The sequence below is a fragment of the Pseudonocardia sp. ICBG162 genome (assembly GCF_020496225.1).
Classification (GTDB): domain Bacteria; phylum Actinomycetota; class Actinomycetes; order Mycobacteriales; family Pseudonocardiaceae; genus Pseudonocardia; species Pseudonocardia alni.
In genome coordinates this window covers 364,158-378,024 of sequence record NZ_JAHLJD010000017.1, presented here as the reverse complement: position 1 = coordinate 378,024, position 13,867 = coordinate 364,158, and the positions used below count along the sequence as shown (strand labels likewise).

At 75.6% G+C, this 13,867-nt stretch carries 11 protein-coding genes and 2 pseudogenes; 3 read left to right on the top strand and 10 right to left on the bottom strand.

Annotated elements, in window-relative coordinates; genetic code table 11:
* Window positions 1–60: 60 nt before the first annotated feature.
* From KPL60_RS15855 to KPL60_RS15825, 7 genes are all read right to left on the bottom strand, one after another.
* The gene (locus tag KPL60_RS15855; RefSeq protein WP_226366307.1) at window positions 61–549 is read right to left on the bottom strand and encodes a carbonic anhydrase; all 489 of its coding nucleotides are present in this window, start codon (window positions 547–549) and stop codon (window positions 61–63) included.
* A gap of 261 nt (window positions 550–810) precedes the next feature.
* Window positions 811–1,209: a VOC family protein gene (locus KPL60_RS15850; RefSeq protein ID WP_202968206.1), complete on the bottom strand. Its 399-nt coding sequence runs from the start codon at window positions 1,207–1,209 to the stop codon at window positions 811–813.
* Window positions 1,210–1,294: 85 nt separating this feature from the next.
* Window positions 1,295–4,444, bottom strand: a complete 3,150-nt coding sequence (locus tag KPL60_RS15845; RefSeq protein WP_226366306.1) for an arabinosyltransferase domain-containing protein — start codon at window positions 4,442–4,444, stop codon at window positions 1,295–1,297.
* Window positions 4,445–4,489: 45 nt separating this feature from the next.
* The gene (locus KPL60_RS15840; RefSeq protein WP_226366305.1) at window positions 4,490–6,031 is read right to left on the bottom strand and encodes a molybdopterin-dependent oxidoreductase; all 1,542 of its coding nucleotides are present in this window, start codon (window positions 6,029–6,031) and stop codon (window positions 4,490–4,492) included.
* A gap of 69 nt (window positions 6,032–6,100) precedes the next feature.
* Complete coding sequence (locus KPL60_RS15835; protein ID WP_226366304.1) at window positions 6,101–6,775, bottom strand: fasciclin domain-containing protein; 675 nt, start codon at window positions 6,773–6,775, stop codon at window positions 6,101–6,103.
* 132 nt (window positions 6,776–6,907) lie between these two features.
* Window positions 6,908–8,521 (bottom strand): molybdopterin-dependent oxidoreductase, encoded by a 1,614-nt coding sequence (locus tag KPL60_RS15830; protein WP_226366303.1) that lies wholly within the window; start codon window positions 8,519–8,521, stop codon window positions 6,908–6,910.
* A 67-nt stretch (window positions 8,522–8,588) separates the two neighbouring features.
* Entirely contained in the window at window positions 8,589–9,539 is a 951-nt protein-coding gene (locus KPL60_RS15825) for a LysR family transcriptional regulator (protein ID WP_226366302.1), read from the bottom strand.
* A gap of 326 nt (window positions 9,540–9,865) precedes the next feature.
* Between KPL60_RS15825 and KPL60_RS15820 the strand changes: the two genes are divergently transcribed.
* Window positions 9,866–11,008 (top strand): Glu/Leu/Phe/Val dehydrogenase dimerization domain-containing protein, encoded by a 1,143-nt coding sequence (locus KPL60_RS15820; RefSeq protein WP_073574454.1) that lies wholly within the window; start codon window positions 9,866–9,868, stop codon window positions 11,006–11,008.
* A 265-nt stretch (window positions 11,009–11,273) separates the two neighbouring features.
* Here KPL60_RS15820 and KPL60_RS15815 read toward each other — a convergent pair whose 3' ends face one another.
* Window positions 11,274–11,666 carry a nucleotidyltransferase domain-containing protein gene (locus KPL60_RS15815; RefSeq protein ID WP_226366301.1) on the bottom strand — a complete coding sequence of 131 codons (393 nt, stop codon included), beginning with the start codon at window positions 11,664–11,666 and terminating at the stop codon, window positions 11,274–11,276.
* A gap of 61 nt (window positions 11,667–11,727) precedes the next feature.
* On the opposite strand from KPL60_RS15815, the pseudogene KPL60_RS35125 reads away from it, so the two are divergent.
* Both KPL60_RS35125 and KPL60_RS33795 read left to right on the top strand, forming a co-directional pair.
* A pseudogene (locus tag KPL60_RS35125) lies at window positions 11,728–11,934 on the top strand (aldo/keto reductase); the annotation flags it as partial.
* Between the two features lie 118 nt (window positions 11,935–12,052).
* A pseudogene (locus KPL60_RS33795) lies at window positions 12,053–12,682 on the top strand (aldo/keto reductase); the annotation flags it as partial.
* A gap of 34 nt (window positions 12,683–12,716) precedes the next feature.
* Here the strand turns inward: KPL60_RS33795 and KPL60_RS15805 are convergent.
* Together KPL60_RS15805 and KPL60_RS15800 are read right to left on the bottom strand one after the other, a co-directional pair.
* Entirely contained in the window at window positions 12,717–13,163 is a 447-nt protein-coding gene (locus KPL60_RS15805) for a DUF5313 family protein (protein ID WP_308016764.1), read from the bottom strand.
* A complete protein-coding gene (locus KPL60_RS15800; protein WP_226366300.1) occupies window positions 13,160–13,825 on the bottom strand; it encodes a DUF1990 family protein in 666 nt (221 codons plus the stop codon). The genes KPL60_RS15805 and KPL60_RS15800 overlap by 4 nt, the downstream gene beginning before the upstream one ends.
* Window positions 13,826–13,867: the final 42 nt, after the last annotated feature.

The following is a 13,867-nucleotide window of genomic DNA, read 5'->3' as shown; positions in this document are numbered from 1 at the left end:
TCGCGACGTCGCCGCACCCGTCGCGACGGGTGCGGCGACCGCACGCGGGGTGTGACGGGCCTACTCCACCTCGGTCAGCCGCCCGGTCGCGACGTCGAACACGAAACCGCGGACGGCGTCGGTGTGCGGGACGAAGGGGTTCGCCCGGATCCGGGCGAGCGACTGACGGACGTCGGCGTCGAGGTCGTCGAACGCCTCGGCGGCCCACGGCGGCTTGATGCCGGTCTCGTCGCGGATCGAGGCCCTGAACGCGTCGTCGGTGAAGGTCAGCATCCCGCAGTCGGTGTGGTGGATGAGGATGATCTCCTCGGTCCCCAGCAGCCGCTGGCTGATCGCGAGCGAGCGGATCTCGTCGTCGGTGACGACGCCGCCCGCGTTGCGGATGACGTGGGCGTCGCCCTCGTTCAGACCGAGGACGCGGTACACGTCGAGCCGGGCGTCCATGCAGGCAACCACCGCGATCTTGCGGGCCGGCGGCAGCGGGAGCGGGCCGGAGAAGTTCTCGGCGTAGCGGGCGTTGTTCTCGAGCAGTTCGTCGGTGACGGACACGGGGTCCTCCGGAGTGGGCGGTCGGTGGCGCGGGCGTCGGACCCGCGCGCGATGCACGGGGCGGCCACGCGGCGACCCGGGGGTCGCTACGCGGCCCACCGACACAGCTCGTCGAACGCGACGATCCGCCGACCGGGCCAGAACGGCTCCAGCAGGGTGCGCATCACCGCATGATTCGATCGCGATACCCGGTCCGGAGCAAGGAACCGTCCACCGGACGGACACCGGTGGGGCGTGTCCGGACATGCCCCACCCGCCGGCTCACTCCGGTCCGGTGAAGAACTCCAGGGCGATGTTGTCCGGGTCGCGGAAGGAGACCCCGCTGCCGTAGTGCGCCTTCTTGACGCCCTCGTGGGCGATCCCGAGCTCGGTCAGCTTCTGCGCCCACTGCTCCAGCTCGGCGTGCGAGCCGACCGCGAAGCCGACGTGGTCGAGGCCGGTGCGCTCCTCGTCGAACGGCTCGCCGGACTCGCGGCCCTGGTGGGTGTGCAGACCGAACAGCATCCCACCGTCGAGGGCGAAGACGGTGTGGTGGAAGCGGCCGCCCTCCTCGTCCTCGTCCAGGACGGGCTCGGCGCCGAACAGCGCGGCGTACCAGCGCGTGCTGCGTTCGAGATCGCTGACGGTCAGGGCGACGTGCTGCAGACCGGGGAAGGCCACGGTGTCCCTCGCTTCGTTGCGTGCGGGTGTCCGCATGTGTCTATCAGCCGGACGCGGCCGCGGGGCCCCTCCGACCGGAGGGTCGTCACGGTGCCGGAAGGGCCGGGTACCCGACCGGGGTCCGGTCGCCCTCCCAGCCCCAGCGGCGCACCGGGACCGAGGAGACGTCGTAGGCGTCGACGGCGAGGTCGGTGTCGATCCGGGTGATCGATCCCCAGTCGGCCTGGTCCGGGTCGTCGGCGGTGTCGATCCGGGTCGCGACGACCTGCTCGGTGGTGGTGCGGCGCATCGCCGCGAAGCTGCCCCCGGCGACGTCGGCGAACGACACGTCCACGGCGAACCCCAGCGACGACGGGCCCAGCACCAGGTAGCGCGGGGTCTGCACCAGCCCGGCCCGGACGGCGGGCAGGTCGCGCAGGCAGGGCGCCGACCAGAGGATCGACCAGTCGACGTAGACCGGGCCGTCGGCGTCGCGCAGCATCGGCACCACCGGCGCCGGGGTGAGCATCCGCGGGGCGGCCGCGGCCACCCAGCCGCCCGGCCCGACGGCGGTGTCGACGGCGTGCACCCGCACCCGGTCGACGTCCGCCGGGAACGCGGAGACGGGCACCCGCACGGTGCGCCAGGCCGGCCGGTCCAGCGGCACGGCCTCCTGCACCCGCTCGGTGGGGTAGGTGCCGCGGGCACCGGTCGCGGTGTCGTCGAGCGACACGCGCCCGTCCGGGCCCGGCGACCCGGCGCGGGCGTACTCCAGCTCCAGGGTGTTGCCCTGCCCGGTCCGCCCGGCAACGTCGACCGACAGCACCCGGTCGCCCGGTCCCGGCGCGACGGTGAACCAGCGGGTCCGGAGCTCGCCGGTGGTGCCCGGGCCGCCGTCGAGACTGCCCCAGGCGAGCTCGCCGCGCGGCGGGGCGTCGACCCAGCCACGGCCTTCGGCGAACCCGGTGAGGGTGTCGGCGCCGCCCGCGGCGGGCAGCGCGCCCGCGTCGACCGGAACCGTGACGTGGTCGAGGATCCCGCAGGTGTCGCGGCCGGTCAGCTCGCTCCACATCTGTCCGCCGACGCTGTAGCCCCCGCCCTGGCGCACCGGGGCGACGACGAACGACGCCACCACCACCGACACCCCGGTGACCAGGGCGACCACCACGACCCCGGCGGGCAGCGCCGCCGCGGCCCGGGCCGTGGACTCCCGCCGTGTCCGGTGCCGTCGTCGTCCCGCGACGGTGGACACCACCAGCACCGCCACCGCCACCACGGCCCACACCGCGGGCGAGTTCAGCGGCGCGAACGGCCCGTCGGCGCGCGGCACGCCCCAGCCCGACCACAGGAACCACTCGTTGCGTCCGGAGAAGGCCAGCGCGGCCAGCACGACCGCCGCCAGGGTCCCGGCGGCGGCCGCGCCGCGCACGGTCGGGTCGGCGGGCCGCCGGGCCGCGGTCACCACCAGCACCGCCCCCGCGGCGACGGCGAGCGCCCCGGTCCCGGCGAGCGTCCCGAAGTAGTGGGTCCACTTCGACGGCGCCGGGGTGAGCAGCACGAACCCGAGTGCGAGCCCGGCCAGGGGGACCGGTGTCCACCGCAGACCCGGACCCCACCGGTGCGCGCCGCGGGCGACCAGCGGCAGCGCCGCGACCAGCATCGCGACGGCGAGCAGCACCGGCACCCGGCGGCCGAGGCCGCCCTGCTCGGTGCCGAACCCCAGCAGGTAGCTCCAGCGGCGCAGCTCCTGGAACCACGGTGTGGCCGGGCCGTAGAACTGGTGCATCTCGGTGGCCCGCGCGACCGTGTACAGGCTCTGCCCGGTGAAGACGGGGGTGAGCCCGGCCGCGGCGATCCCGGCCGCGGCGACGGTCGCCGCGACCCCGACTGCGAGCCCCCCGCCGCCGTGGCGGGTGACCCGCCGCCACAGCGCCGGGAGCAGCAGCACCAGCGGACCGGCGACGGTCACCGCCGACGGCGTCACCGCCAGTGCCAGCCCCGAGGCCAGGGCGGCGGCCGCGGTCCACGTCCCGCCGCGGCGCCCGGGCCGGGCGGCGGCGCGCAGCGCACAGCACAGCGCCGCGGTCGTCGCGAGCGCCGCGAACGGCTCCGGGCGGACCCCGAGGTTCAGCGGCAGCCACCACGCCAGCAGCGCGACGCCGAGCGTGCCCCGCACCCAGGCCCGGCGGTGGTGGCGTGCCAGCACCGCCGGCAGCGCGACCCGCGACAGCAGCAGCCACACCGCGATCCCGGCGAGCACCGACGGCACGCGCAGCACCAGCGGCCCCACCCCGGTCTCGGCGAGCGCCCGGACCATACGGATCACCAGCGTGTACGGCGCCTCCGAGGCGTTGCCCCAGCGGTAGACGTTGCCGAAGTCGCCGGTCGCGGTGCCGGTCGCGTTGCGCGCGATCGCCTCGGTGAAGCCGTCGTCGGTGGACAGCGGCCCGAGCACCGTCCACACCGCGAGGGTGACGACGACGAGCACGTCCGCGGCGGCCCGCCCGATCCCGGCCGGGGTGCCCACCGCGGCCAGCCGGGCCCGCCGGAGCCGGGCCGCGCCACGGCGGCGCCGGAACCGGTCACCGGCCAGGCGGGCCAGCAGCACCGCGGCGACGGCGGCGGCGAGCCACTGCAGCCCGATCAGCGCGGTCTTGGCCGGCGACGACGCGGCGGCGAACCAGTCCGCGGTGCGCGCGGTGACCCGCAGGCCGTCGGCGTCGGCGGGGGAGAGCTGGGTGGTGAACGCGGCGACCGCGCGTACGACGTCGCCGGAGAAGGCGCGCGGGGCGGCGTCGCCGAGGGTGACCCGGGACCCGGCCTCGTCGGTGTCGAGGACCAGCCCGCAGTCGTCGCCGGGCGGGACGGGGGCGCGCAGCAGCTCACGGCCCCCGACCAGGACCCGCAGCTCCCCGCCGGGTGCGGTGAGCACGGCGAACCCGATCCCGGTGGCGCCGGGCCGCTCCGAGCCCACGACGGTCGTCGCCGCACCGGAGTCGGCGGAGCGGGCCTGTGCGGTGCGCAGCACCCGGCACGGCACCTCCACGCGCACCGACTCCGGGGCGTAGGGCTGGAACGCCGCCGTCGTCGACACCGGCTGCTCGCCCGCCCGGGGCCAGGTGACGGTCGTCGTGCGGGTGTCGACGGGGGCGAACGGCACCAGCGCGGCGAGCAGCCCCGCGACCAGTCCGGCGAGCAGGGTGGCGACGACCGGCCGGCGGGGGACCGGTGGTGCGGGGTGGTCTGAGGGGCGCATCGGCTTCCGGATCGGTGGGCGGGGAGCGCGGGCAGGGCCCGCCCGTCAGACCGCGGTGACCGGCACCGTGTGCCGGCCGGTCGCGCCGTCGGGGATCGAGACCTGTTCCCGTTCGGTCTGCACCGTGCCGGTCCGGTCGGTCGCCCGCACGCGCAGGGTGTGCTCACCGGGTCCCAGTTCGATCTCGGTGCGCCACATCCGCCAGGTGTCGGCACCCAGGTCGGCGCCGAGCCGGGCCGGGACCCACGCCCCGCCGTCGACGGCGACCTCGACCCGGGTGATGCCGATGTGCGGCGCCCACGACGTCCCGGCGACGGCGACCCGCCCGGCCGGGACCGACGCGCCGGCAACCGGGGTGTCGATGCGGGACTGGGTCTTCACCGGGCCCTCGCGGGCCCAGCCGCGCTCGGCCCAGTACGGGGTGGCCGCGTCCCAGGTCGTCACCTCGATGTCGGTGATCCACTTGCAGCCGGAGACGTAACCGTAGAGGCCGGGGACGACCATCCGCACCGGGAATCCGTGCTCGACCGGCAGCGCCGCACCGTTCATCCCGAACGCGAGCAGCGCGTCGCGGCCGTCGGTGACGACGTCGACCGGGGTGCCCGTGGTGAACCCGTCGACGCTGGTGGACAGCAGCTGCTGGGCCCCGGGCGCGACCCCGGCCTCGGCGAGCAGGTCGGCCAGGCGCACCCCGGTGAACCGCGCGTTGGAGATCAGCGCGCCGCCGACCGGGTTGGACACGCACACCATCGTGATCGGCACCTCGACGACCCGGCGGGCCCGCAGCTGGTCCAGGGAGAGGGTCAGCTCGCGCTCGACCATGCCGTGCACCCGCAGGGTCCACGACGCGGCGTCGACCCGCGGGACCTGCAGCGCGGTGTCGATCCGGTAGAAGTCCGCGGTCGGGGTCAGCCAGGCCGGTGCGCCCGGCAGGGTCGCGTCCGGCGGGAGCGCCGGTACCGGCGGGGCGGGCGGCAGCGCGAGTGCCGCGGGCCCGGACGTCGACGGCGCGGCGGCGAGCAGCCGCCCGGCGACGGTCGCCCCCAGCGACACGACCGCGACCCCGCCGGCCAGCGAGAGGGCCCGCCGGCGCGACAGCGGCGCTGCGGCGCCCAGGCCGTCCCGGGCCGCCCGGGTGAACGCGGCGTGCACCGCGAGGAACACCGTCGGCCCGACGAGGAGCGCCACGGCGGGGGCGAGCAGGTCGACCGGCCGGAACGCGGGTGCGAGCACCGTGGTGACCAGGGCGGTCACCCCCATCGCGACCACGACCGCCACGCCCGGGGCGGGCCGTCGCCGGGCCAGGAGCCCGGCGGCCACGGCCAGCCCGGTGATCACCAGCGCCATCCCGGTCAGCAGTGCGAGCTTGTCGGCGGTGCCGAACGTGGCGATCGCGAACTGCTTCAGCCACTCCGGGGTCAGCCGGACGAACTGGTCGCCGACGGTCAGGAACGGCGACGACGCCGGCGCCACCAGCCCCGCGACGAGGTCGCCCACGGCGAGGGCCGAGCCGACGCCGAGAAGACCGGTGACCACCGCCCGCGGCCGGGTGAGGGACTCGGCGGGGCGGATCGGGGTCGCGGTCACACCAGGGTGTTCGTACGACGACGGGCCCGGGGTTCGCACCCCGGGCCCGTCGTGTCGTGCTGTCGGTCGTCAGCTCTTGGGCATGAGGACCTTGTCGATCACGAACACGGTGGCGTTCGCGGTCGGGATGTTGCCGCAGAGGATGTTGGCGGTGTTGCCCTGCCCGTCGGTGACGGTGGGGGCCTCGGCGGTGCCGCCGATGGTGAGGTCACCGCCGGCCAGCTCGGTCAGGGTCTTCTTCTCCACGATTCCCGCGGCGTCCAGGCGCTCCGGGGTCACGTGGTAGGAGAGCAGGCCCTGCAGCGCGGAGGTGTCGGCCAGCAGGGCGTTGAACTTCTCGTCGCCGAGCTGCTTCTGCACCGCGGTGAAGGCGTCGTTCGCCGGGGCGAAGACGGTGATGCCCTTCTGCTGGTTCAGGGTGTCGGCCAGGCCGGGGACCTTGCCGACGGCGGTGACCAGGGTGGTCAGCAGCGGGTTGGTGCTCGCGGCGGTGGCCACCGGCTGCGGGCCCATCGAGTTCAGCGAGCCGGGCTCGTCGCCCTGCGGCAGCTGGCTGCAGGCCGGGCCGAAGACGTCGGCGTTGGTGGTGACGCCGTCGGCGGCGGCGGTGGTCGCCGGCGCCGAGGAGGAGGCCGGGGCCGCCGCCGGCGGGGCGGAGGAGTCGCTGCCGCCGCCACAGGCGGTGAGGCCGAGCGAGAGGGCGGCGAGCAGGCCGACGGTGGCGAGGGTGCGAGAGGCGCGCATGGCTGATTCCCTTTCGAGGAAACTGTCTGTCCTGTATGGACTTCCGATGAGTTGTTCGGGCTGTCGGCCCGGACGGTTCGGGTGTTCCGGAAGATTTTTCGGAATCTTTTTCCGAGAGCCTCGGGAATCGGTTCAGACGACGGTGACGATGGTGCTGGGCCAGCCCGTCGCGCCGTCCGGGATCGGTTCGACGCGGACGTCGGTCTGGACGAGCCCGCGGCGGTCGGTGGCGCGGGCGGTGAGGGTGTGGCTGCCGGGGGAGAGGTCGAGCTCGGCCCGCCACATCCGCCAGGTGTTCGGGTTGACCTCGGTGGCCAGCTCGGCGCGCACCCAGGGACCGTCGTCGGCGCGGACCTCGACGGCGGTGATCCCCACCGGCTGCGCCCACGCGACCCCGGCGACCTGCACACGTCCGGCCGGGAGCTTCGAGAACCCGACCGGGGCATCGATGCGGCACTGGGTCTTGATCGGGGCGCGCTCGGCCCAGCCCCGGTCGCGCCAGTAGACACTGCGCTCGGCGAAGGTCGTCAGCTCGATGTCGGCGAGCCACTTGGTGGCCGAGACGTAGCCGTAGAGACCCGGGACGACCATGCGCACCGGGAAGCCGTGCTCGACCGGCAGCGCCTCGCCGTTCATGCCGAGTGCGAGCAGCGCGCCGCGGCCGGGCTCCAGCACGGTCGCGGTCGGGGTGCCCGCGGTCCAGCCGTCGCGGCTGGTGGAGACGATCTGGTCCGCGGACGGGTCGACGCCGGCCTCCAGCAGCAGCGGGGCCAGCTCGACACCGACGAAGTCCGCGGTGGACACCAGGTTCCCGCCGACCGTGTTGGACACGCAGGTCATCGTGATCGTGCGCTGCACCAACGGGCGTCGCAGCAGGTCGTCGACGGTGAGGACGAGCTCGCGCCCGACCCGGCCGTGCACCCGCAGCGACCAGTCCTCGGCCCGGACCGCGGGGATCGTCAGGGCGACGTCGATCCGGTAGAAGTCGGCGTTCGGCGTCACGAACGGGACGGTGCCGAGCTGGGGGAACGCGGCCGAGGCGGGCACCGGCGGGGCGGTCTCGGCGAGCGTCGCCGCGGCCAGCCTGCCGGTCAGCGCGGCCCGCGAGGCCGCGATCCCGCTGCCCGAGGAGGACAGCGCCAGGCCGGCGCCGCCCGCGACGAGCGTCCCGGCGGCGACGGCGGCCGAGGCCCCGGCGAGCACGGTGCGCCGGGGGACCCCGGCACCGCTCCCGCCGTCGGTGCCGCGATCGGGGGCGTCGCGGGTGTCGCCGCCGGACCGGCGGGCGAGGCGGTCCAGCCCCCGCTGGACCGCCACCCCCACCACCAGCGCGACGATCGGGGCGACCAGGTCGGTCGCGGTCGGCACCGGACCGGTCAGCACCGCGGCCACCGCGAGCAGCCCCAGTACGGCGACGGCCGCGGTCCCCACCGCGGGCCGTCGTCGCGCCGCGAGCCCGGCCAGTGCACCGGCGAGCACCAGCAGCACGCCGATCCCGGCGAGCAGGACCGGCTTGTCGGCGGTCCCGAACGCGGACTTGGCGAACTCCACGACCGGCTGCGGCGAGAGCCGCACGACCGCGTCGCCGACGGCCACGAAGGGCGACGACGCCGGCGCCACCAGAGCCGCCACGAGGTGCCCGGACGCCACCGCCGCGGCGATCGCCAGCAGTTCCACCAGGATCGCCGCGGAACGCGACGGAACGGCACGGGGCGCGTTTCCCTCGGTCCGGTTCTCGGTCAGCACGACCGTTCTTCGGACGGGGGGACGGAAACGGTTCGGACCGTTCGACGGTTCTACCCCGAAAGGGTTCTCAGGCGAGCCCGAGCGACTCCGGCGCCGTGGGGAGCGGCGCCTCGGCGCCGACCCCCTTCTGGGCCGCCGCCGTCCGGACGGCCTCGATCACCAGCGGGACCGCGGCCCGGCGCGCGGTGGTGGTGCGGTAGGCCAGCGACACGGTGCGGGTCAGGGCGTCGCCGAGCGCGACGATGTCGACGCCCGGCGGGCGCAGCGCCAGGCCCAGGTCGGTCACCAGGGTGACGCCGAGCCCGGCCGCGACCATCGCCATCGCGGTGGCCTGCTCCTCCACCTCGTGGTCGATCCGCGGCTCGAAGCCCGCGCTCTGACAGGCGAGCCGGGCGGCGTGCCCGAAGTGCGACCGGGCGGGCGAGACGATCCACGGGTGCTCGGCCAGCTCGGCGAGCATCACGCTCGCGGCGGGCACCGCCCCGGCCGGCACCGCCGCGTAGACCCGCTCGACCGCGATCACGGCGCGCTCCAGACCCTTGTCCCACGTCATCGGGTAGTTCGAGTAGTCGATGACGAACGACAGGTCGAGCTCCCCGTCGCGGACCGCCGCCGCGGTCTCCTCCGGCGCCAGCTCCCGGGTGCGAACCTCGATGCCCGGATGGGTGCGTGCCAGCGCGGTCAGCGCGTCGGGCAGCAGGCCGGAGGCCACCGACGCCCACACCCCGGCCGTGAGCTTCGCCGCAACGGTCTCCCCGGCCTCCTCGATCGCCTGGGTGGCGCGCTCGACCGAGGCCAGGATCTCCTCGGCGTGCTCGGCCAGCAGGACCCCGAGGTCGGTGAGCTGGACCCGGCGCCCTCTCCGTTCGAACAGGCGGCTCCCGACGTCGCGTTCGAGCTGGGCGAGCTGCTGGGACACCGCGGAGGCGGTGTAGTGCAGCGCGGTCGCCGCCGCGGTGATCGTTCCCCGCCGGTGCAGCTCACGCAGCATCCGCAGCCGAGACAGGGACAGCTCCATGTGGCTGAGCCTATTGCGCTGTGCAGGAACGGTGAACAGCGCCGTGAATGATCCGTAAATGGACGCGGGGCCGGGTGCGACCGCAACCTGGGGCCACCGGTCGGGAACGACTGCGGCCGGGGGACGACGAGGTCCGCGATGTCGACGAGACCGGAACGGCCCCTGGCGGCGACGACCGGTGCAGCACGAGCAGGAGGTGGGTCGCCATGACGACGATGCAGAACCCGGCCGGGAGCACCCCGCAGACGGCGGTCTCGGCCGCCCCGTACGTCTCCGGCGCCCCGGCGCCCACCGTCGCTCCGGTCGTCCGCCGCCCCGAGCCGTACATGCGCCTGCAGTGGAACGACGCCGTGACCGGCGCCGTCGGCTACCTGGTCGTGCACACCCTGCGGGCCGGGCTCGCCACCGGCGGCACCCGGATGCGGGCCGGCTGCACGTTGTCCGAGGTCGAGGACCTCGCACGCGGCATGGCCAACAAGACCGCCACCTTCGACCTGCCGATCGGCGGGGCCAAGGGCGGCATCGACTTCGACCCGAAGGACCCGCGCGCCGTCGAGGTGCTGGAGCGGTTCTGCGAGGCCATGCGCCCCTGGATCGACGCGCACTGGGTGACCGCGGAGGACCTCGGCGTCCCGCAGCACCTGATCGACGAGGTCTTCGAGAAGATCGGCCTCGGCCAGAGTTACCACGCCGCGATCAGCCGCGCCGCCGACCCGGCCGCCACCCTGGAGCGGGTGCGCACCGGGCTGACCGCCGAGGTCGACGGCGGGTTCGAGCTGGGCGACGTGATCGGCGGCTACGGCGTCGCGCACGCCTGCCTGGCCTCCGCGGTGTCCTGGGGGCAGATCCCCGCCGACACCACGGTCGCGATCCAGGGCGTCGGCACGATGGGCGGTGCGGCCGCCTACTACCTGTACGAGGCCGGGATGAAGGTCACCACGCTGGCCGACGCCGCGGGGACCCTGCACTGCGCCGACGGGCTCGACGTGCCCGCGCTGCTGGACCTGCGCGACGGCTTCGGCGAGATCGATCGCACCCGGCTGCCCGCCGGTGTCGAGCAGCTCCCGCGCACCGCGATCCTCTCCGCCGAGGTCGACATCCTGGTGCCGGCCGCGATCTCCTACGCCATCACCCCGGACAACTCCTACGACGTCCGCGCCCGCGTGGTCGTCGAGGCCGCGAACGCCGCGACCACCCCGGAGGCCGAGGCCATGCTCGCCGCCCGCGGCGTGCCGGTGCTGCCGGACTTCGTCGCCAACGCCGGTGCGGTCGCCTGGGCCTGGTGGCTGCTGCTCGGTGAGGTCGACGACGACCCGCAGAACTCCTTCGACCGGCTGCGCACCGTGATGCACGCCAAGGTCGCGCAGCTGCTGGCCGCGTGGTCCGAGGACGGCGTCACCCCGCGCGAGACCGGGCACCGCTGGGCCGACGACCCCGCCCCGACCACCGGGCCGGTCGTCATCCCCTGATCCGCTCCGCCCGCGGCGCCCCGTGACGCCGCGCGGCACCCCGTGCACCGGGGGCCGCGCGTCGGGACGGGGCGCCGCGGCGTGCCGGGGGACCGGCGCGGGCCCGGTGTCAGGCGGCGAGGGCGGCGATGCGGGTGGCGAAGGCGCCCACCGGACCCCGCAGGACTACGGCGGCGGCGGAACGGGTCGGGGGCGTCCTCGGCGAGCAGGTCCCGGTAGCGATCCAGCATCACCAGCAACCGGCGCACGCGGTCGATGTCGACCATCAGCGCAACCCCTCCCGCGCGACACGGGCGAGGAAGGTACGGGTCGTCTCCTCCAGGACGGGGCGGAACTCGATCCAGCGCATCCGGGCGTCCACCTCGAACCGGACCCGTGCGACCTCGTCGGCGCTGAACAGCAGCCGGCCGGACTCCGCGACCCGGCCGCGCAGCTCGAGGCCCGCCCGCCCGAGGTCGACGACGTCCACCCCGGTCCCGAGCAGGGCGGCCAGGTCCGCGGCGAGCAGCTCGGTGGCGACGGGAGCGGGCTCACCGGCGAACAGCACCGCCACGTCGTGGTCGCTGTCCGGCCGCGCGGTCCCGGTGGCGCGCGACCCGAACAGGTAGGCCACCGCGACGTCGTGCGCGGTGAACACCGGGTCGAGATCGGGATCCACGACGGTCATCGTGGCACATCCCGGCGCCCCGTCGCGGGGCATCGACCTGGATGCTCCTCCCATGACCCCCGCGACCTCGCCGACCGCGCCGCAGATCGTCCTCGGCACCATGAACCTCGGCACCCGCGTCGACGAGGCCACCTCGTTCGCGCTGCTCGACCGCTTCGTCGAGCGCGGCGGGGTGTGGCTCGACACCGCCGACGTCTACGCCTTCTGGAACGACCCGGCGGGGGAGATCGGGGCGAGCGAGCGGGTGCTCGGCGCCTGGCTCGCCGCCCGGCCCGGGGTGCGCGAGCGGGTCCGGATCTCCACCAAGACCGGGGTGCGCGGCGGGCTCGGCGCCACGGCGGTGCGCGACGCGGCCGCCGGCAGCCCGGCTCGGCGTCGAGGCCGTCGACCTGTTCTGGGCGCACACCGAGGACCGAGCGACCGGCCTCGACGAGACCGTCGCCGCGCTCGGCGCGCTGGTCACCGACGGACTGGCCGGGCGGCTCGGCGCGTCCAACCACGCCGCGTGGCGGGTGGAGCGGGCCCGTGCGAGCGCCGCGGCCCAGGGCGTCGCCGGGTTCGACGCCGTCCAGTACCGGCACTCCTACGTGGTCCCGCGGCCCGGTGCGGCGCTGCCGGACTCCGGGCACATGCTGCTGACCGCCGACGCCGCGGACCTCGCGACCGCGCAGGACCTGACCCTGTGGGCCTACACCCCGCTGGTCAACGGGGCGCTGACCCGCACCGACCGCGCCCTGCCCGACGCCTACGACCACCCCGGCACCACCGCGCGGCTGGCCGCGCTCGACGCCGTCGCCGCCGACACCGGCGCGACCCGCAACCAGGTCGTGCTCGCCTGGATCGCCACCGGCGGCCACGGCCGGACCGGGCTGGCGGGCGAGCATGCCGTCGGGCCGGCGTGGCCGCTGGTCGGGGTCAGCCGCGCCGCCCAGCTCGACGAGGCCCTCGACGCCCGTGACCTGCACCTCACCGAGGAGCACCGGGCCCGGCTCGACGGCGCGGCGTGACCGCGGCCGGGGCGCGCCGCGGCGGGGGCGGCGCTCAGCCCCGGCGGTCGTCCCGGTCGCGGTCCTCCCCGAACTCCCGGTCGTGGCGCAGCCGGGCGTCGACGTGCTGCTCGGCGCGCCGCGCCTCCCGGGTCGACGCCGCCGCCCCCACCGGGTAGCCGGCCTTCATCACCCGGGTCTCGCACGCCTCGACCACGTAGACCATCGAGTAGAAGTAGCCGATCACCGCGCCGGAGGCGATGGCGCCCAGCCGCACCCACGCCGGGCCGGGCACCACCAGGAACAGCAGGGCCAGCAGCGGGATCAGCTGGACCGTCGTGCGGAGCAGGTGGCGCAGCACCCAGGTGCGGGTCGTGACGTCGTGCAGCACCCAGCGCCGGTTCCGGGCCGGCAGCCGGGCCCCGAAGGCGTAGGCCACCCACCGGAAGGGGTTCGGGCGTCGGATGTCGCCGTCCATCTCGGGGTCCTCTCCTGCGGTCACGACCCCGGATGCCGGACGAGCACGGCGAACGGGTCCGTCCAGTGCCGCCCGCCGTTCTGTGGGGCGACGGTCACGCCGTCGGCACCCGGCAGCGGCTGCGGCAGCGGCCTGCCCGCCGCCGCGTCGGCCACGAGCTCGCGGACCCGCTGCCCGGCCCGATGGTAGAACTCCAGCTGCACCGCGCGGCCGAACAGCCCGAAGCCGAGCCGGAACAGCGGGTTCGGGATGTGCGCGGGCCGGGAGAACGCGCGGATGACGAACTCGACGTCGCCGGTCGCGAGGTCCTTGACCACCTCGTAGGTGAGCCGGCCCTCCTCCAGGTGCCCGTGCAGGGTCTCGTAGGTCCAGCCCCAGACGCGCCGGCCGTCGACGGTCTCGTCGACGAGACCGGTCACGCGGACGCCGAGGTGGAAGCGCATCGGCCCGAACCGGCCCTCCAGCAGCATGTCCCGACCCAGCAGCGGGTCGGACGGGCGGAACACGCCGCGCAGCCGGTTCGGGGCGGTGAACTGGTAGTCGCGCAGCACCGCGCAGGCACGTTCCCAGGGGCCGTCGGGGACCGGGTCGCCGGGTGGCTCGGTGCCGACCAGGGCCCGGCCGTGGTCGACGTGCCAGCGCGGGTCGTGGGTGTCGGTGGGGGTCTCGGCGTCGTCGAAGTTCACGCCGCGTGCGGCGAGCCCGTCCAGGTCGGCGCGACGGTCCCC